16 protein-coding genes are annotated in these 18,354 nt (G+C 65.2%); 8 read left to right on the plus strand and 8 right to left on the minus strand.

What is annotated here, in order from left to right; all coding sequences use genetic code 11:
• Positions 1-21: 21 nt before the first annotated feature.
• The 4 genes from mmsB to ACVISU_RS04325 form a co-directional block, all read right to left on the minus strand.
• Positions 22-909 (minus strand): 3-hydroxyisobutyrate dehydrogenase, encoded by an 888-nt coding sequence (gene mmsB / locus ACVISU_RS04310; RefSeq protein ID WP_456706112.1) that lies wholly within the window; start codon positions 907-909, stop codon positions 22-24.
• 25 nt (positions 910-934) lie between these two features.
• Positions 935-2,017, minus strand: a complete 1,083-nt coding sequence (locus ACVISU_RS04315) for an enoyl-CoA hydratase/isomerase family protein (protein WP_456706113.1) — start codon at positions 2,015-2,017, stop codon at positions 935-937.
• On the minus strand, positions 2,014-3,159 hold the full coding sequence (locus ACVISU_RS04320; RefSeq protein ID WP_050402135.1) for an isobutyryl-CoA dehydrogenase: 1,146 nt from the start codon (positions 3,157-3,159) through the stop codon (positions 2,014-2,016). Before ACVISU_RS04320 ends, ACVISU_RS04315 begins: the two co-directional genes overlap by 4 nt.
• A gap of 126 nt (positions 3,160-3,285) precedes the next feature.
• Positions 3,286-4,782: a CoA-acylating methylmalonate-semialdehyde dehydrogenase gene (locus ACVISU_RS04325; protein WP_456706114.1), complete on the minus strand. Its 1,497-nt coding sequence runs from the start codon at positions 4,780-4,782 to the stop codon at positions 3,286-3,288.
• A gap of 120 nt (positions 4,783-4,902) precedes the next feature.
• On the opposite strand from ACVISU_RS04325, the gene ACVISU_RS04330 reads away from it, so the two are divergent.
• Complete coding sequence (locus ACVISU_RS04330) at positions 4,903-5,820, plus strand: LysR family transcriptional regulator (protein WP_456706115.1); 918 nt, start codon at positions 4,903-4,905, stop codon at positions 5,818-5,820.
• Between the two features lie 100 nt (positions 5,821-5,920).
• Positions 5,921-6,427 (plus strand): chromosome partitioning protein ParB, encoded by a 507-nt coding sequence (locus tag ACVISU_RS04335; RefSeq protein WP_456706116.1) that lies wholly within the window; start codon positions 5,921-5,923, stop codon positions 6,425-6,427.
• Between the two features lie 143 nt (positions 6,428-6,570).
• On the opposite strand, the gene ACVISU_RS04340 is transcribed toward ACVISU_RS04335, so the two are convergent.
• Together ACVISU_RS04340 and ACVISU_RS04345 are read right to left on the minus strand one after the other, a co-directional pair.
• Positions 6,571-7,179 (minus strand): TetR/AcrR family transcriptional regulator, encoded by a 609-nt coding sequence (locus ACVISU_RS04340; protein WP_456706117.1) that lies wholly within the window; start codon positions 7,177-7,179, stop codon positions 6,571-6,573.
• 60 nt (positions 7,180-7,239) lie between these two features.
• Complete coding sequence (locus ACVISU_RS04345) at positions 7,240-7,791, minus strand: PaaI family thioesterase (RefSeq protein ID WP_456706118.1); 552 nt, start codon at positions 7,789-7,791, stop codon at positions 7,240-7,242.
• Positions 7,792-7,926: 135 nt separating this feature from the next.
• Between ACVISU_RS04345 and ACVISU_RS04350 the strand changes: the two genes are divergently transcribed.
• On the plus strand, positions 7,927-8,697 hold the full coding sequence (locus ACVISU_RS04350) for an enoyl-CoA hydratase (RefSeq protein WP_456706119.1): 771 nt from the start codon (positions 7,927-7,929) through the stop codon (positions 8,695-8,697).
• 225 nt (positions 8,698-8,922) lie between these two features.
• On the plus strand, positions 8,923-11,202 hold the full coding sequence (locus ACVISU_RS04355) for an FdhF/YdeP family oxidoreductase (RefSeq protein ID WP_456706120.1): 2,280 nt from the start codon (positions 8,923-8,925) through the stop codon (positions 11,200-11,202).
• A 104-nt stretch (positions 11,203-11,306) separates the two neighbouring features.
• On the opposite strand, the gene ACVISU_RS04360 is transcribed toward ACVISU_RS04355, so the two are convergent.
• Positions 11,307-12,566, minus strand: coding sequence for an MFS transporter (locus ACVISU_RS04360; protein ID WP_456706121.1), 1,260 nt, complete (start codon positions 12,564-12,566; stop codon positions 11,307-11,309).
• A gap of 288 nt (positions 12,567-12,854) precedes the next feature.
• Here ACVISU_RS04360 and ACVISU_RS04365 point away from each other — a divergent pair, with 288 nt between their 5' ends.
• From ACVISU_RS04365 to ACVISU_RS04375, 3 genes are all read left to right on the plus strand, one after another.
• Entirely contained in the window at positions 12,855-13,022 is a 168-nt protein-coding gene (locus ACVISU_RS04365; RefSeq protein ID WP_456706122.1) for a hypothetical protein, read from the plus strand.
• A 382-nt stretch (positions 13,023-13,404) separates the two neighbouring features.
• On the plus strand, positions 13,405-14,601 hold the full coding sequence (locus tag ACVISU_RS04370; protein WP_050402143.1) for an acetyl-CoA C-acyltransferase: 1,197 nt from the start codon (positions 13,405-13,407) through the stop codon (positions 14,599-14,601).
• 202 nt (positions 14,602-14,803) lie between these two features.
• Entirely contained in the window at positions 14,804-16,108 is a 1,305-nt protein-coding gene (locus ACVISU_RS04375; protein ID WP_456706123.1) for an MFS transporter, read from the plus strand.
• A gap of 17 nt (positions 16,109-16,125) precedes the next feature.
• Here ACVISU_RS04375 and ACVISU_RS04380 read toward each other — a convergent pair whose 3' ends face one another.
• Entirely contained in the window at positions 16,126-16,905 is a 780-nt protein-coding gene (locus ACVISU_RS04380) for an acetoacetate decarboxylase (RefSeq protein WP_456706124.1), read from the minus strand.
• 221 nt (positions 16,906-17,126) lie between these two features.
• Here ACVISU_RS04380 and ACVISU_RS04385 point away from each other — a divergent pair, with 221 nt between their 5' ends.
• Entirely contained in the window at positions 17,127-18,290 is a 1,164-nt protein-coding gene (locus ACVISU_RS04385) for a patatin-like phospholipase family protein (RefSeq protein ID WP_456706125.1), read from the plus strand.
• Positions 18,291-18,354: the final 64 nt, after the last annotated feature.

Below are 18,354 nucleotides of genomic sequence, written 5' to 3' on the forward strand. Positions count from 1 at the left end.
GGGCTACCAGTGGAAGGCCCGCTATTTCTTAGCGAGGCTCCGAACGTGCTGGATAATTCCGGAAAAGTCGACCCCGCCGTGGCCCGACGCGTCGAAGGTCTTATAGAGCTCCTGCGCATGCTTGCCGAGCGGCGTCACCGCACCGGCGGCAGTGGCGGCGTCCTGCGCCAGCGTCAGGTCCTTGACCATCAGGTTCGAGGCGAAACCGGGCTTGTAATCGTTGTTGGCCGGCGAGGTCGGCACTGGACCTGGAACCGGGCAATAGGTGGTCAGCGACCAGCACTGCCCCGACGAGGTCGAGGCGACGTCGAACAGCGCCTGGTGCGACAGCCCGAGCTTTTCGGCGAGCACGAAAGCCTCGCCGACCGCGATCATGGAAATGCCGAGGATCATGTTGTTGCAGATCTTGGCCGCCTGCCCTGCACCGCCGGCCCCGCAATGCACGATCTTCTTGCCCATGTTGGCCAGCATCGGCTGCGCTGCCGCGAACGCCTTCGCCTCGCCGCCGCACATGAAGGTCAGCGTCGCACCCTTGGCGCCGCCCGTGCCGCCGGAGACCGGCGCATCGACCGAGGCCATGCCGTGCTTGGCGGCCAGTGCATGCGCCTGCTTGGCGCTTTCAACGTCGATGGTCGAGCAGTCGATGATCAGCGCGCCCTTGGACATCGCCGGCAGCACTTCGTTCCAGACGCCGAGCACATGCTTGCCGGCCGGCAGCATCGTGATGACGACATCGGCGCCCTTCACCGCGCCGACGCCGCTCTCGGCGATCGCGGCACCGTCGTTCTTGGCCTGATCGCGGGACGCCGCGACCAGATCGAACGCGGTCACCTTGTGGCCGGCCTTGACCAGATTGGCCGCCATCGGCCCGCCCATATTGCCGAGCCCGATGAATGCGACGTTTGCCATGAGAAGTCCTCCGCTTGCGACGTTTCTATTTGCTGTCGGGAAATTTCAGTTCGTCGGCGCCGATCTCGGCGAAGTAAGGCGCCAGCATCTCCGCCGTCACGTCCTCGATATCGGGCGGCGACCATTTCGGACTGCGGTCCTTGTCGATCACGGCGGCGCGCACGCCCTCGCGGAAATCGTCGCTGGCGAACACTTCGAGCGCAGCGCGATATTCGCGCACCAGGCACTCCTCCAGCGTCTCGGTCACCCGCGCCAGCCGCAGCAGCTTCAGCGTCACCACCATGCCGCGCGGTGACTTCTCGCCGAGCGTCTTCAGCGTGGCCTGTGCCAGCTCCGATCCGTCAGACTCTAGCGCGTCAACGATGTCTTCCATCCGTCCGCGCGCGAACCAGCCGTCGATCCTGGCCTGCAGCGCGGCAACGAGACCCGCCTTTTCGCCGGTGGCGAAGCCTGCGATCAGCCGGTCGATCTGGGCCGAGTTGGTGCCGGGCGCAACCTTGGTCAACGCCTCGCGCAGCGCCGGAAGCTTGGCGCTCGGCACCACCGCATCGGCGAACTTGGCATAGATCGCATCCGGGCCACTCATCGTGGTACCGGTGAGACCAAAATAGGTGCCGATCTCGCCCGGTGAACGCGACAGCAGATAGGTGCCGCCGACATCGGGGAAAAAGCCGAGCCCGACTTCCGGCATCGCAAGCTTGGTTCGTTCGGTCACCACGCGGTGGCGGCCGTGCGCCGACAGGCCGACGCCGCCGCCCATCACGATGCCGTCCATGAAGGCGACATAGGGTTTTGGGAAATGCTTGATCCGCGCGTTGAGGATGTACTCGTCGCGCCACAGGACCTTGCCGAGATCGCCCTTGACCTTCGAGCTTTCCCAGAGCGCGCGGATATCGCCGCCGGCGCACAGGCCGCGCTCGCCGGCACCTTCCAGCACGACGACCGCGACATCGGGATCGGCCTCGAACGCGTCGAGCGCCTTGTCGATGTCGTGGAACATCTCCAGCGTCACGGCATTGATCGCCTTCGGCCGGTTGAGCCGGATGATGCCGGCAGAACCTTCCTTGCGCGCGATCAGGTCGCCATCAGCAGCTGCCGCATCATTCATCGCGCGCCCTCGATCAGTTTGCGCGACACGATCAGCCGCATGATTTCATTGGTGCCTTCGAGGATCTGGTGCACGCGCAGATCGCGCACGATCTTCTCGACGCCGTATTCGCTGAGATAGCCGTAGCCGCCGTGCAGTTGCAGCGCCTGGTTGGCGACCTCGAAGCCGACATCGGTGCCGAAGCGTTTTGCCATCGCGCACAGCATCGAGGCGTCCGGATCCTTGCGGTCGAGCGCGGCGGCTGCGCGCCATAGGAAGGTGCGTGCGGCTTCGAGCTCGGTCGCCATGTCGGCGATCTTGAACTGCAGCGCCTGGAATTCGTCGAGCCGCTTTCCGAAGGCCTTGCGGTCCTTCATGTAGGCTAGCGCCTTGTCGAGCGCCGCCTGCGCGCCGCCAAGCGAGCACGCCGCGATGTTGAGGCGGCCGCCGTCGAGGCCGGCCATCGCGATCTTGAAGCCGATGCCCTCCTCGCCGAGCCGGTTCGCGACCGGCACGCGTGCGTTCTCGAACACCACGGCGCGGGTCGGCTGCGCGTTCCAGCCCATCTTGCGCTCATTGGCGCCGAACGAGACGCCCGGCGTCTTGCCGTCGATCACGATCGTCGAGACGCCGCCGGGGCCATCCCCGCCGGTGCGCACCATCGCCACCAGGAGGTCGGTGCTGCCGGCGCCGGAGATGAACTGCTTCTGGCCGTTGAGCACGTAGTGATTGCCGTCGCGCACCGCGCGGGTGCGGAGCGCAGCGGCATCGGAGCCGGCGCCCGGCTCGGTCAGGCAGTAGCTCGCGATCAGCTCCATGGTGCAGAGCCTCGGCAGCCATTGGTGGCGCTGCGTATCGTTGCCATAGGCATCGATCATCCAGGACGCCATGTTGTGGATCGAGATGAAGGCGGACGTGGTCGGACAGCCCGTCGCCAGCGCCTCGAAGATCAGTGCGGCGTCGAAGCGCGTCATCGCCGAGCCGCCGACATCGTCCTTGATGTAGATGCCGCCGATGCCGAGGCCTGCCGCCTCGCGCATCACGTCGACCGGAAAGTGCTTCTTCTCGTCCCATTCGAGCGCGTGCGGCGCGATCTTTTCCGCCGCAAACGCCCGCGCCATGTCGCGAACCGCGATCTGGTCCTCGTTGAGAGCGAACTGCATCTAGCCGCCTACCCTTGCTGCCCCGTCGTCATTGCGAGCGAAGCGAAGCAATCCATGTCTCCGCACAGGGAAAGAATGGATTGCTTCGTCGCTACGCTCCTCGCAATGACGGCGCCTAGCACACCATCACTTCATCGTCGGGATCGAGAACTCCGCGCCGTCCTTGACACCGGATGGCCAACGCGAGGTCACCGTCTTGGTCTTGGTGTAGAAGCGCACCGAGTCCGGACCGTGCTGGTTGAGATCGCCGAAGCCGGACTTCTTCCAGCCGCCGAAAGTGTAATAGGCGATCGGCACCGGGATCGGCACGTTGACGCCGACCATGCCGACATTGACCTTGGCCGCGAAGTCGCGCGCCGCGTCGCCGTCACGGGTGAAGATGGCAACGCCGTTGCCGTAGTCGTGGTCGGACGGCAGCGCGAGCGCCTCGTGATAGTCCCTGGCGCGCACCACCGAGAGCACCGGGCCGAAGATCTCTTCCCTGTAGATCCGCATGTCCTTGGTGACGTTGTCGAACAGCGAACCGCCGAGATAGAAGCCGTTCTCGTAGCCCTGCATCTTGAAGCCGCGGCCGTCGACCGCGAGCGTCGCGCCTTCCTTGACGCCGATGTCGATGTAGCTCTTGACCTTCTCGACCGCCTCGCGGGTCACCAGCGGACCGTAATCGGCCGACGGATCGACCGAGGTGCCGATCTTGAGCGACTCGACGCGCGGGATCAGCTTTTCCATCAGCCGGTCGGCGGTGGTCTTGCCGACGGGCACCGCAACCGACACCGCCATGCAGCGCTCGCCGGCCGAGCCGTAGCCGGCGCCGATCAGCGCATCGACCGCCTGGTCCATGTCGGCGTCCGGCATGATGATGGCGTGGTTCTTGGCGCCACCGAAGCACTGGCAGCGCTTGCCGGTCTGCGCGGCGCGCTCATAGATGTACTGGGCGATCGGGGTCGAGCCGACGAAGCCGATCGCCTTGATGTCGGGATCGTCGAGGATGGCGTCGACCGCTTCCTTGTCGCCGTTGACCACGTTGAGGATGCCGGCCGGAAGGCCCGCTTCCATCATCAGTTCGGCGAGCTTCATCGGCACGCCGGGATCGCGCTCCGACGGCTTGAGGATGAAGGCGTTGCCGCAGGCGATCGCGGGCGCGAACTTCCACATCGGGATCATCGCCGGGAAGTTGAACGGCGTGATGCCGGCGACGACGCCGAGCGGCTGGCGCATCGAATAGATGTCGATGCCGGGGCCGGCGCCTTCGGTGTACTCACCCTTCATCAGATGCGGGATGCCGCAGGCGAACTCGGCGACCTCGAGCCCACGCTGGATGTCGCCCTTGGCGTCGGGGACGGTCTTGCCGTGCTCGCGCGCCAAAAGCTCGGCGAGCTTGTCGTAGTCGCGCTGCACCAGCTCGACGAATTTCATCATGACGCGGGCGCGACGCTGCGGGTTGGTCGCGGCCCACTCCGGCTGCGCCGCCCGGGCGTTCTCGACCGCGGCGCGGACCTCGGCCTTGGAGGCCAGCGCCACCTTGGCCTGGACGTCGCCGGTCATCGGCTCGAAGACGTCAGCCGTACGGCCCGAGGTGCCCTTGACCTCCTTGCCACCGATGAAATGTCCGATCGAGCGCATGAATATCCTCCCTTGGAGACGTGAATCGCCGCGCCTCGCGGCGAGATCGCTTTACAAACCCTAATGACCCTGCATTTTATAGGATTCAAGTCCGATAAATTGCACCATAGATGTGCGGAAATGCAGGATCAAGGCGGCGACACGATCGACTGGGACGACTTCCGTTTCGTGCTTGCCATCGTGCGCGGCGGGTCGGTGTCGGCTGCCGCCAAGCAGCTCGGCGTCGATCATGCCACAGTGATCCGGCGTGTCGACCGGCTGGAAGGCCACCTCTCCGCAAAACTGTTTGATCGCCGCAAGACCGGCTATCTGCTGACCGAGGCCGGCCAGCGCGTCGCCGACAGCGCGGAGGCGATGGAATCGACCATCGTCGCCAACCAGGAGGCGGTCGGCGGCTCGCGCGCGCATCTCACCGGCACGGTGCGGATCGGCGCGCCGGACGGCTTCGGCAGCCACTTTTTGGCCTCGCGGCTGGTCAAGTTCACCGAGCGGTATCCCGATCTCGATTTGCAGCTCGTCGCCACCGCGCGGCTGTTCTCGCTCTCCAAGCGCGAAGCCGACATCGCGATCAGCCTGACCATGCCGAAGGAGGGCCGCATCGTCGGCCGCAAACTGCTCGACTACACGCTCGGGCTTTATGCCGCACCCGGTTATCTCGCGCAGGCGCCCAGGATCGCGGCGCGTGCCGACCTGCCGAAGCATCGCTTCGTCGGCTATATCGAGGAGCTGCTGTTCACGCCGGAACTGGACTATCTGCCGCAGGTCTCACCGAAGATCTCGGCCAAATTCCGCAGCGCCAACCTGATCGCACAGCTCAACGCCACGATTGCCGGGTTCGGCATCGCCGTGCTGCCGCATTTCATGGCGACCGCCCACCCCGAACTGCAGCCGGTCTTGCGCGACGAGGTGCGGATCTCGCGCACCTTCTGGCTGTTGATGCACGCCGACAGCAAGGACCTCGCCCGCATCCGCGCGGTCGCGGATTACATCTACGAGACGGTGGAGGCGGAGCACGGGCTGTTTAGCGGGCCGGCCTGACCAGCCCGATCCATCGAGCTTGGCTTGAGAAATGGCTTGGCGGCACGGCGCTTCATCCTTAAACCGTATTTTGGACGGATCCTGAGGAGGGAGTAACACTGTGCCCGACCCGGAAAGTCTTCCAATCGATCAGATCTACGTGCCCGTTAAGAAGCGGAAAACCCTGAGGCCTGAGATCGTTCAAGAAATCGCGGCGAGTATCCTGGAGGCTGGACAACAAGTCCCCATCCTCGTTCGACCTGATGAGGGCCGCCTCGTTTTGCTCGAGGGGTTGCATCGGCTCGAGGCCTGCAAGGCGCTTGGCGAGACGGCCATCCTCGGAGTCCGCGGTTCAGCAGAGACCGCTCACCACAAGACGCTGTTATCCGACGGAGCCGAGGCAGAGGCCGAGCGGGACAAAATGGCGCGATTGAAAAAGCTGCGCCTCGAGAGAGAAGCTGCCGAGGGATCATCCGCTTCCACGGTCGTGGAAACTGAATCAGCCAAGCTTCGGTCGGCTCGTTCCGGAACAAGCATCAGACGAAAGTCGTCGGACGATCCACGATCGAAAACGCGGACGCTGTCGGAATGGCTCACGCAACAAAAGCGCGATGGTGGTCGTTATTGATTGCAGCCTCGACCATCAAAGTCACGCGATCAGCCGTTGCTCCGGAGGCCTCGCAGTGCTGAGGCCGTCAAAGGGGGCTTGGTACCTTCGTTGCTGACGGAGACTCGACCGGGGAGATCCAGCACCTCGTCGCAGGAACTCCCCTAATTCGCTTTGGCTCGCGGCTTCTTCGTCACCGCCGCCCGCCCCATGACCGCCTCGCGGCCTGCGCCGAGGATCTCGTCGGACATTTCGCCATTGCCGGCAATCCGCGACATCACGATGGTGCCCAGCATCGTCGCCAGCGTGGCCATCGCCTGCTTGCGCGCGGTCTTGCGCGGCATGTCCTGGATCTGGTCGGTGATCATGTCGATCATCTGGTCGAGTTTGAGCGCAAAGGCCTTGCGGGTCTTCGGGCTTTCGCGGGCGATCTCGGCGCCGAGCGCCGGCACTGCGCAGCCCTGGCCGGGATCGTCGCGATGCACAGCGGTGAGATAGCCATCGACGATGGTCGCAAGCCGCTTCTCCGGCGGCACCTCCGCCGTGACCTTGCGCCAGCGCTCGTTGGCGCGGTCCATGGCGTAGTTGAAGGCCTCGATCACCAGCGCCTCGCGCGAATCGAAATGCGCGTAGAAGCCGCCATGGGTCAGGCCGGCATCCTTCATCAGGTCGGCGACGCCGATGCCATGGGCGCCCCGCTCGCGCAACCGCGTCGCGGCCTTCTTCACGATCCGCGCGTGGGTCTCCTGCTTGTGTTCTTTCGAATAGCGCATGCCGCTCTCATGGAATGTTTCTAGTCATACAATAGCAGATTTGCGCCCGGAATGCTCCAGTTATTTCGCCTTGTTCTCGCTTTGCGGTTCCCCGCCGAGCATGGAAAATGTCGCAGTCGCGTGCACCGCAAGATTGCCCTTGCCGTCGCGGACGAAGCCCTCGGTGTAGCTGGTCTGGCGGCCGAGCTTGATCACCTTGCCCTCGGCCGCGATGGTTCCCGAGCGCACCGACAGCGGGCGCAGATAGGTCAGCTTGAGGTCGAGCGTGACCGAGGTCTGCCCCGCCGGCAGCAGGGTCGAGATCGCGCAACCCATCGCGGTATCGAGCAGCGCGGCGGCGGTCGCGCCGTGCAGCAGGCCGATCGTATTCTCCAGGCTCTCATGCGCCTCGAGTTCCATCACGATCCGCCCCTCCTCGACCACGGCCATGCTGAAGCCGATCAGCTTGGCCATCGGCGGCGGCGGCAGGTGGCCGTCGCGGATCGCGCGCATCGCCGCGATGCCGGACATCGGCAGCGCCGCCTTCGCCACCGGTCCGGGCGCCTGCCATTCCACCACGCGCGAGCGCCTCAGTTCGGGCGAATGCAGGTCGGATATCTCGGCGGCGGTCATGACGGCTCCATTTGAATGATGAATGTAATTCTATATATCCGAGCCCGCCGGCGCAACCGCCGCGCCGGTGCTTGACAGGGGCGGGCATTGTCCGGGACATGACGTCTCGATCACTTCTTGCGCCGGGACCATTCCATGGACATGCTCAATCCCCACTGCGGCATCGCCCGCGATTCAAGAGGCGTCGTCCGCCTCACGATCTGCAATGCCGGCAAGCTGAACATCGTGAGCTCGGCCGTGACCAACGGCGTGCGCGAAGGCTTTGAGCACCTCGCCGCCGATCGCAGCATCCACGCGGTGATCCTCGCCGGCGAGAGCGAGCGCAGCATGATCGGCGGCGCCGACATCAAGGAGATGGCGACGCTCGACCAGAAGTCGGCAGAGGCGTTCATCAGCCGCCTGCGCGACCTTTGTGAGGCGGTGCGCAAATTCCCGGCGCCCGTCATCGCCCGCCTGCCCGGCTGGTGCCTCGGCGGCGGCCTCGAGGTCGCGGCCGCCTGCGACGTCAGGGTGGCGGCGCATGATGCGATGTTCGGCATGCCCGAGGTGCGCGTCGGCATCCCCTCGGTGATCCACGCGGCGCTGCTGCCGCGCCTGATCGGCTGGGGCCGCGCGCGCTGGCTGATGATGACCGCTGAAAACATCGACGCTCCGACTGCGCTCGCCTGGGGCCTGGTCGACACCGTGGCAAAGCCCGGCGGCCTCGACGAGGCCGTCGAGCACACCGTGAAAGCCTTGCTCGAATGCGGCCCCGAAGCACTGCGCATCCAGAAGGATTTGCTGCGGCAATGGGAAGAGCTGCCGCTGACCGAGTCGGTGAACCTCAGCGTCGGCGTGTTTGGCAAATCCTTCCAGACCGGCGAGCCGCAGCGCTTGTTGCAGGGATTTCTGGATCGCAAGCGGTAATGCCTGATGCCTCGTAGCCCGGATGGAGCGCAGCGCAATCCGGGCTACACATTTGACGGACTGTTGACCGCAGGCCCCGGCCGATTAGTCTAACCTGCAACACGAGACCGCTGTTGTTTCAGATCGAGAACGTCGATCCGATACGAGCCGATCTCGCGGCCAACAAAACAATCAATCTTCGGGACAGACGCACGGGGTCACAACTCAAGAGCTGCAGGAGGACATATGGTCCAAAAGCGCGACGTTCCCGGTATCCGACCCTACAATGCGCCGGCCGGCGGCTGGGGCGCCCTCAAAGCCACCGCGACGGCGGTTCGCGATCAGATGGACCTGGTCGAAGCGCCGATCACGCTGCTGCGGACCAACAAGCCCGACGGCTTCGACTGCCCGGGCTGCGCCTGGCCGGACAAGGAGCACACCTCCACCTTCCAGTTCTGCGAGAACGGCGCCAAGGCCGTGACCTGGGAGGCGACCAGCAAGCGCGTCACGCCGGAGTTCTTCGCCGCCCACACCGTCACCGAGCTGCTGACCTGGAGCGACTTCCATCTGGAGAACGAAGGCCGGCTGACCGCGCCCCTCGCCTACGATGCCGCGAGCGACACCTACCAGCCGATCAGCTGGGATGATGCCTTCGCGCGGATCGGCGAAACGCTCCGCAGCCTGCCCGATCCGAACATGGCCGAGTTCTACACGTCCGGCCGCGCCTCCAACGAGGCCGCATTCCTGTTCCAGATCTTCGCGCGCGAATACGGCACCAACAATTTCCCCGATTGCTCGAACATGTGCCACGAGGCCACCAGCGTCGGGCTTCCGCAATCGATCGGCATCGGCAAGGGCACGGTGTCGCTGGACGATTTCGATCATTGCGAGCTGATCATCGCGATGGGCCACAATCCCGGCACCAACCATCCGCGCATGATGGGCACGTTGTGGGAGGTCTCGCGCCGCGGCGTGCCGATCATCGTGTTCAACCCCTTGCGCGAGCGCGCGCTGGAGCGCTTTGCCGATCCGCAGGACCCGATCGAAATGGCGACCCTCGGCTCGACGCGGATCGCCTCGACCTATTACCAACCTAAAGTCGGCGCCGACGCTGCGGTGCTGAAGGGCGTCATGAAGTCGCTGATCGAGATGGACGACGCCACCCGCGGCGTCCTCGATCACGCTTTCCTCGCCGAGCACACCAACGGCTTTGAGGCATTCGCCGCCGATCTGCGCGCGACGGCATGGCCATCGATCGAGACGGTGTCCGGCTTCACGCGCGCCCAGCTTGGTGAGGTCGCGAGCGCCTACGCCAAATCCAATGCCACCATCATCACCTACGGCATGGGCATCACCCAGCACAGCCGCGGCACCGACAATGTCCAGCAGATCGCAAACCTGCTGCTGCTGAAGGGCAATTACGGCAAGCCCGGCGCCGGCATCTGCCCGCTGCGCGGCCACTCCAACGTGCAGGGCAATCGCACCGTGGGGATCACGGAGAAGCCCAACATCGCGATGTTCGAGGGCATCGAGCGCACCTTCGGCTTCAAGCCGCCGCGGCATCATGGCCACGACGCGGTCGCCGCGATGCAGGCGATCGACGACGGAAGGTCCAAGGTCCTGATCTGCCTCGGCGGCAATTTCGCCATCGCGCTGCCCGATCCCGAGCGCTGCGCTGCCGGCATGCGCAAGCTCGAGCTCGCGGTGCATCTCGGCACCAAGCTGAACCGCTCGCACCTTCTGGTCGGCAAGCAGTCGATTATCCTCCCGGTGCTGGGGCGAACCGAGCGCGACATCCAGGCCTCGGGCCCGCAGGTCGTCACCGTCGAGGATTCGATGTCGATGGTGCACGCCTCGCGCGGCAAGCTGACCCCGGCCTCCGAGAACCTGCTTTCGGAATCGGCTGTTATTGCCGGCATGGCGATTGCGACCCTGCCAGCCACGAAGGTGCCGTGGGCCGAGCTGATCGCCGATTACGACCGCATCCGCGACGCCATCGAGGGTGTCTTCCCCGACTTTAGGGATTACAACGCACGGATCCGGGTTCCCGGCGGCTTCCGCCTGCCGCTGCCGCCGACCGAGCGCAAATGGACGACGCCGTCAGGCAAGGCCGAATTCCTGATCTTCGACGGCCTCGAAGAGGATCCGGTGCTGACGGACGGCACCGTCCTCAAGCTCGCGACGATCCGCAGCCACGACCAGTACAACACCACGATCTACGGGCTGAACGACCGCTATCGCGGCGTGTTCGGACGGCGCGACGTGCTGTTCGCCAACGAGGCGGACCTCACCGCGCGCGGCCTCGCCCATGGCGATCTTGTCGAGATCGAGACCGCGCTGCCCTCGGGCACGCCGCGCCGCCTTACGCTGACTGCGATAGTCTACGACATCGCCCGCGGCTCGGTCGCCGCCTACTACCCGGAAGCCAACGGCCTCGTGCCGCTCGACTACCAGGACAAGGAAAGCGGCACGCCGTCGTACAAGTCGGTGCCGGTGCATATTCGGCGGCCAGCTCAGGCGGCGTGACGGCTTTCGTAGCCCGGATGAAGCGTAGCGAAATCCGGGCCGTGCCATCCGCGGACAGGACTTCCCGGATTGCGCTTTGCTCCATCCGGGCTACGCGCATCCCTTCACCGCGCATTGGCCGGCGCATGCACCGGCCACAGATCGGCCCGCCAGTGCAGCGCGATCGCCAGCATCGCGATGAAGCCGGCGGCGGCGAGCAGCGTGCCGGTCGCGGTGTAGCCGATCAGGTCGATCAGGCTGCCGGCGGCGAGCAGGCCGAGCGGCAGGCCGTAGATCACCATCATGCGCACGCCCATCACCCGGCCGCGCAGATGCGCGCTGGCATTGCGCATCAGCATCACGGCGGCCGAGATCATCGACATGCTCTGCGCGATGCCGGCCAGCACCAGGCAGGCCATCGCCACCGGCATGGTCCTGAGCTCGACGAACACCATGAGCATCGCATACCAGGCCAGCGTCGCGCCGATCAGAAGCCGTGCGATGCGCACGCCCCCGGCCAGGCTGAGCGTGATCGAGCCGATCAGCGATCCCACCGCAAAGCTCGCCGAGAGATAGCCGAGGCCGGTCTGGTCGGTCTGGAAGATCTCGCGCGCGACGTAGGGCAACAGGCCGTTGGTCAGCGGAAACGCGGTGAGATTGGCGAGGAACGCGACGCAGAGCGCGGCGCGCATGCCCGGGCCGCTCCAGGCATAGACGATGCCCTCCTTGAGGTCGCGTAGCAGTTTCGAGCCCGGCAGATCGCCGGCCGCCTGCTCGGCAGAGCCGTGCGATTTCGGCCGGCCCATGCACAGCATCAGGATCGCGGCGACGAAATAGAAGCTCGCAATCCCGACATAGACATAGCCGATGCCGAGCGCCGCGAACAATCCGGCTCCGGTCAGTGCGCCGGCGATGCGCGCGCTGTCCTGTGTCGTGCGCGCCAGGCTGATGGCGCCGACCAGTTGTGCCGGCGGCATGATGTCGGCGAGCAGCGCGCCGCGCACGCCGAGGTCCGACGGGCGGATCACGCCCATCAGCGCGACGATGATCATGACCTTCAGCGGCGCCAGATGGCCGGTCAGCGCCAGAATCATGATGGTCCCGGCGAGCGCGGTATAGGCAAAGCGCATCACCGCGAGCAGATCGCGATGCCCCATCCGATCGCCGATCATGCCGACGACGGGCGCGACCAGCGTGCCGACATATTGGAGCGAGGCCATCACGGTCAGCAGCAGCACCGAGCCGGTCTCGACCATGATGTACCAGCCGAGCACCAGCGTCTCGACCTCGAACGCCCAGGAAGTGAGCAGGTCGGATGGCCATTGAAAGCGATAGCTGCGGATGCGAAATGGCGCGAGCGCGGAGGTCCGCGTGGTCCCGCTCAAGACGCGATGACGCTTGTCACGGCGTGTCCTGCCCTTTTCTTACTTCTTCTGGGTCTCGAATCCGGATCTAGATCCCGGCCGTTGATTCTCTTGGGAAAACGTCCTGTTCCAGAAGCGTAACGCCGAGCCTGCCGGTGTCAATCGAAGCCGCCGCATGCGGCCATGCGCGGCGGCATCAGCGCCAACGTGCTAAACTGTCCGCTTGGTTGGAGACGCCGCGCATCGGTCGCCCCTCCGCCCGCGAGATGATTGTGCTAGTATGCCTCATCCGAAGCCGCGGAGGATGACATGCCAGCCTTCGAAGTTTTCGCGATCTACCTGATGCCCTTTGTGATCATCGGGATTGCCATCAAGCTCCTGATGAAGCGTTACGCCGTCGACCTTCCCGACGTGCAGAAGCAGGCGGGCTCCGCGCCAAAGCGACGATTTCTACTGGGCTCCTGGCGGTCGGATTAGGCTTCAGTCTGTACGACTGGCAGGACTCGGACGGATCATGTCGCGAGAATGCGAAGCTGCGTCCTCATCCTCACCTGTCATCGCCCGGCGCGACCGCGCGATTCAGTACGCCGCGGCCTCTCGGTCGAGCACAGTCGCCTCTGGAATACCGGATCACCCGCTTTCGCGCGGGTGATGACACCGTGTGTTTGACGTCTCGACTCGAGAATCATCCTCCTCGTCGTCCCCCAAAGCGAGGACGATGGCGGTGATCGCGGAACTGGCCCCGCCCCAACTCCTGCGACCACGACATTTTCTCATGCCGCGCGCAGTTGCAATTTTTGCATTGCATCATATGATGCATATAATCCAATCAAATCCCCGCATTGAAGGGTATCCCGCCATGGCAACCAGCACCGATCCCGTCGTCATCCTCTCCGCCGCGCGCACCCCGCTCGGCCGCTTCATGGGCGAGCTCACGCCGCTCGCGGCGCACAAGCTCGGCTCGCACGTGATCGGTGCGGCGCTGGAGCGCGCCAAGCTCGCGCCGGAACGCATCGACGAGGTGTTCATGGGCAACGTGCTGCCGGCCGGCCAGGGCCAGGCCCCCGCCCGCCAGGCCGCACGCGGCGCCAAACTGCCTGACGCCACCGGCGCCACCACCGTCAACAAGGTCTGCGGCTCCGGCATGAAGGCGACCATGCTGGCGCACGACATCATCAAGGCCGGCTCGGCCGAGATCGTGCTGTCCGGCGGCATGGAGAGCATGAGCAACGCGCCGTATCTCTTGCAGAAGGCGCGAAGCGGCTATCGCGCCGGCCACGACCGCATCATCGACCACATGATGATGGACGGGCTCGAGGACGCCTACGAGACCGGCCGCTCGATGGGCGATTTCGGCGAGGCGACCGCGGAGGCCTATCAGTTCACCCGCGCAGACCAGGACGCTTTCGCAATGGAGACGCTGAGCCGGGCCCGCAAGGCGGTCGAGGGCGGCGCTTTCAAGGCCGAGATCGCGCCGATCACGCTGACCGAGAAGGCCGGTCCGCGCATCATCGCCAACGACGAGCATCCGCTGAAGGTCGATCCGGCAAAGATCCCCGGCCTCAAGCCGGCGTTCCGTGCCAACGGGACCATCACGCCGGCCGCCTCCTCCGCCAATGCCGACGGCGCCGCAGCTTTGATCCTGGCGAAGCGCTCGCTCGCCGACCGCGACGGCCTGCCTGTTCTGGCCGAGATCAAGGGTCACGCCACCCACAGCCAGGAGCCGCAGTGGTTTACCACCGCACCGATCCCGGCGATCAGGAAGCTGCTCGACAAGGTCGGCTGGAGCGTCGGCGATGTCGACCTGTTCGAGATCAACGAGGCATTCGCGGTGGTCGCGATGGCGGCGCAGCGCGACCTCGGAATTCCCCGTGACCGGCTGAACATCAATGGCGGCGCCTGCGCACTCGGCCATCCGATCGGCGCCACCGGCGCACGGCTGATCGTGACGCTGCTGCACGCGCTGGAGGCGCAGAACCTGAAGCGCGGCGTCGCGGCCCTGTGCATCGGCGGCGGTGAAGCCACCGCGATCGCGGTCGAGCGGGTCACGCACTGATCCCGCTGATAGTCGGTTAGATCGCCCTATCCGCAAACGCACTTGGCCTCTCCCGCTTGCGGGGGAGGGAGCGCAGCGTCTTCGCGGCGTGAACCCTGCTGAGTCCGAAAACGAGGGAACTTTGGCATTTTAGCCATCGCGCCCTCGTGGCATATTGCGCATCACGAATAGAACCCTCACCGTATTTCATATCCAGGGCCGAATGATCTCGAACTGGCTTGCTTCCACCCTCGCCCACCGCAACATCCATTACGGCTGGGTGATGGTCGCCGTGACTTTCCTGGCCGCGCTGATCTCGGCGGGCACCGTCGGCGCGCCCGGCGTCTTCATCGTGCCGCTGCAGAAGGAGTTCGGCTGGTCGACCGCCGAGATCTCCTCGGCCCTGTCGATCCGCTTCATCCTGTTCGGGCTGATGGCGCCGTTCGCCGCCGCGCTGATGAACCGCTACGGCCTGCGCAACGTCACGCTGACGGCGCAATTGATCGTTGTGTCGGGCCTGGTGGCTTCGCTCGCCATGACGCAGGTCTGGCAGCTGATCGCGCTGTGGGGCGTCGTGATCGGAATCGGCACCGGAATGACCGCGCTGGTGCTCGGCGCGACCATCGCCACGCGCTGGTTCGTGGCGCGGCGCGGCCTCGTGATCGGCATGCTCACCGCGAGCGTCGCGACCGGGCAGCTCGCCTTCCTGCCGCTACTTGCCACCATCACGGAGCGTTACGGCTGGCGTATCGCGCTTGGATTCGTCTGCGTCATGCTCGGCGTCTCCGCCTTTGCGGTGCTGATGCTGATGCGCGACCGGCCGAGCGACGTCGGCCTGCGCCCATTCGGCGATGAGAGCACCGCGCCCCTGCCCGCACCGCCGCCGGCCAACGTGCCGATCATGGCCGCTGCGCTCTGTACACTGCGCGACTCCTCCAAATCGTCGGTGTTCTGGATCCTGTTCGCGACCTTCTTCGTCTGCGGCGCCTCGACCAACGGCCTCGTTCAGGTCCACCTGATCCCGATGTGCCTCGACTACGGCATCCCGCAGGTGCAGGCCGCAAGCCTGCTCGCCGCGATGGGCATTTTCGATTTCTTCGGCACCATCATCTCGGGCTGGCTGTCGGACCGCTTCGACAATCGCAGGCTGCTGTTCTGGTACTACGGCCTCCGCGGCCTGTCGCTGCTGTATCTGCCGTACTCCGACTTCACCTTCTACGGCTTGTCGCTGTTTGCGATGTTCTACGGCCTCGACTGGATCGCGACCGTGCCGCCGACGGTGCGCCTCACCGCGCAGCGCTTCGGCGCCGAGCGCGCCAATCTGGTGTTCGGCTGGATCTTCGCCGGCCACCAGCTCGGCGCCGGCGCGGCCGCGTTCGGCGCCGGTGTGTCGCGTACGCTTTATGCGAGCTATCTGCCGGCCTTCTTCATCGCCGGCGCGCTTTGCGTGATCGCCGCGCTGAGTGTGCTGGCGATCTCGCGGCCGCAGCCCAAGGTCGCGCCGCAAGCGAAACCGGTCGCGGCCTGATCGAGCCTCGCGGCGTGCTACTGCGCGGCGAGACCGGTAGGCGCGGCGTGTTCGACCTTGTTGTAGTCGTGCACGACGCGGCCGAACGGCAGCGTCAGGTCGGCGATATAGTGATGCGCGCCGACCACGCGCTTGACCGGGAAATCCGCGACCGGCGCGTTGACGTGCGGCACTAGGTGCAGCCGACCGGGTCCGATCCACGATCCCTTGACGTTGATGTCTGTCAGGTTGATCGCAACCAGCTGGCAGATCTCGAGATGGCCGTCGACGCCGGGGATCATCTTCAGATTGACTTGCGTCTTCGACAGCGTGGCGCGGGTGATGTCGCCATTGCCCGCCATGCTCTCGTGCTTGTAGCCCATCGTGCCCATTGCGACGAGCTGGCCGGCATATTCCAGCGTGCCGGTCAGCGTGTCCTTGACGATCTCGAGCTTGGGATGGGCGTACTTCTTCGGAAAGCCCCAGATCTCGCGGCCGGCCGCGATCGGCGGATCATCGTCGAGATACATCTGGCAGACGAAGTTGACCTCTTCACCGCGCAGCCGCGCCGGGATCACGAGGCCTGACTCGGTGTAGCTGCCGAACCCGGAGCTGTCGGGCATCTTGATCCATTCGTAATGCACGATCGCCTGCTCGATCGGCTCCAGCGGCTCAGGCAGGCCGGCGCGGATCAATTCAGGATCGGTCTCATAGGTGATGACGAGGAATTCGCGATCGACGAAGCGGTACGGACCGGCGGGATAGCTCGGACCGGCAGCCGGCATGGACGGAAGCTTGAGCAGATCTTCCCTGCGCATCGCAATAACCCCCTGTGCGGAAATATTGCGCGGAGGCTAGCGGCCGAGATTGACGGCGATGTGAGGGATTTCCGTCACGGGCATGACCCGCGTCTTGCGGTGGAGGCCAATGCTAACCAAGCAGGCAGCCATGCCGGATGCGCCGTGCACCGGCCCGGCGTTTGTCATCACCGCGTCATCGGCGCCCTGAATTCTCGCCGCAATTTTTTGGAGTGCCTGAGATGGACGCGCGTACCCCGCATTCTGACGACATCGAGCATGCGACGCCCGGCTGGCGCCCCGAAGGATGCGATCGCGTGGCGCTGGTCCTGCAGGGCGGCGGCGCGCTCGGCGCCTACCAGGCCGGCGTCTATCAGGCGCTGCACGAATCCAACATCGAGCCGGACTGGGTCTGCGGCGTCTCGATCGGCGCGATCAACTCGGCGATTATCGCCGGCAATCCGCCCGAGAGGCGGCTGGAGCGGCTGCACACATTCTGGGATCGCATCACCAGCCGCAAGATCTGGCACTACACGCCTGACGGCGACATCTTCCGCAAGGCGCGCAATTTCACCAGCTCATGGCTGACGACGACGCTGGGGCAACCCGGCTTCTTCACCCCGCACCAGACCAATCCGTGGCTCAGCCCAGCCGGCGCCCGCACCGCCACGAGCTACTACGACACCACGCCCTTACGTGAATCGCTGCTGGAGCTGGTCGATTTCGATCGCATCAATTCCAAGACAATGCGCTTTGCGGTCGGCGCGGTGAACGTGCTGTCCGGCAACTTCATCTATTTCGACAACGCGCATGACGAGATCATCCCCGAGCACATCATGGCGAGCGGCGCGCTGCCGCCGGCACTGCCGATGGTAAAGGTCGGCACCGATCATTTCTGGGACGGCGGCATCGTCTCCAACACGCCGCTGCAACACCTGCTCGACCAGGAGGACAATGCGAACTCGCTGGTGTTCCAGGTCGACCTGTTCTCGGCGCGGGGCGCGCTGCCGCGCGACATCCAGGACGTGATGGCCCGCCACAAGGACATCATGTATTCGTCGCGCACCCGCTACAACACCGACGTCTACCGCAAGACCTACAATCTGCGCACCGCCTTGCACAACGCGCTGGGAAAAATCCCCGACGACCAGCTGTCGGACGAGGAACGCCAGCTCAAGAAGGCAAACAGCCGGTTGCCGGGGATCACGCTGCTGCAGCTGATCTATCAGCAGAAGGCCTACGAGGGTGACGCCAAGGACCACGAATTCTCCGGCACCTCGATGCGCGAGCACTGGGCGAGCGGACACGAGGACACCAAGCGCTCGCTGAAGCGGCGCGACTGGATCAAGATGCCCGAGAACGGCATGGGCATCGTAATCCACGACGTGCATCGCGAAGCGGAGTAGCGCGGCCCGACTGCTCCTTCACCGTCATTGCGAGCGAAGCGAAGCAATCCATATCTCCGCTTGT

It is taken from the genome of Bradyrhizobium sp. USDA 4452 (assembly GCF_054063575.1).

What these genes read in the sequence shown, in the direction of transcription:
- ACVISU_RS04330 (WP_456706115.1), top strand. Translation starts at nt 4,903, where the DNA reads ATGCAGGATCAAGGCGGCGACACGATCGACTGGGACGACTTCCGTTTC.
- ACVISU_RS04355 (WP_456706120.1), top strand. Translation starts at nt 8,923, where the DNA reads ATGGTCCAAAAGCGCGACGTTCCCGGTATCCGACCCTACAATGCGCCG.
- ACVISU_RS04315 (WP_456706113.1), bottom strand. Translation starts at nt 2,017, where the DNA reads ATGAATGATGCGGCAGCTGCTGATGGCGACCTGATCGCGCGCAAGGAA.
- ACVISU_RS04340 (WP_456706117.1), bottom strand. Translation starts at nt 7,179, where the DNA reads ATGCGCTATTCGAAAGAACACAAGCAGGAGACCCACGCGCGGATCGTG.
- ACVISU_RS04380 (WP_456706124.1), bottom strand. Translation starts at nt 16,905, where the DNA reads ATGCGCAGGGAAGATCTGCTCAAGCTTCCGTCCATGCCGGCTGCCGGT.
- ACVISU_RS04385 (WP_456706125.1), top strand. Translation starts at nt 17,127, where the DNA reads ATGGACGCGCGTACCCCGCATTCTGACGACATCGAGCATGCGACGCCC.
- ACVISU_RS04370 (WP_050402143.1), top strand. Translation starts at nt 13,405, where the DNA reads ATGGCAACCAGCACCGATCCCGTCGTCATCCTCTCCGCCGCGCGCACC.
- ACVISU_RS04325 (WP_456706114.1), bottom strand. Translation starts at nt 4,782, where the DNA reads ATGCGCTCGATCGGACATTTCATCGGTGGCAAGGAGGTCAAGGGCACC.
- ACVISU_RS04350 (WP_456706119.1), top strand. Translation starts at nt 7,927, where the DNA reads ATGGACATGCTCAATCCCCACTGCGGCATCGCCCGCGATTCAAGAGGC.
- ACVISU_RS04365 (WP_456706122.1), top strand. Translation starts at nt 12,855, where the DNA reads ATGCCAGCCTTCGAAGTTTTCGCGATCTACCTGATGCCCTTTGTGATC.
- ACVISU_RS04375 (WP_456706123.1), top strand. Translation starts at nt 14,804, where the DNA reads ATGATCTCGAACTGGCTTGCTTCCACCCTCGCCCACCGCAACATCCAT.
- ACVISU_RS04320 (WP_050402135.1), bottom strand. Translation starts at nt 3,159, where the DNA reads ATGCAGTTCGCTCTCAACGAGGACCAGATCGCGGTTCGCGACATGGCG.
- mmsB (WP_456706112.1), bottom strand. Translation starts at nt 909, where the DNA reads ATGGCAAACGTCGCATTCATCGGGCTCGGCAATATGGGCGGGCCGATG.
- ACVISU_RS04345 (WP_456706118.1), bottom strand. Translation starts at nt 7,791, where the DNA reads ATGACCGCCGCCGAGATATCCGACCTGCATTCGCCCGAACTGAGGCGC.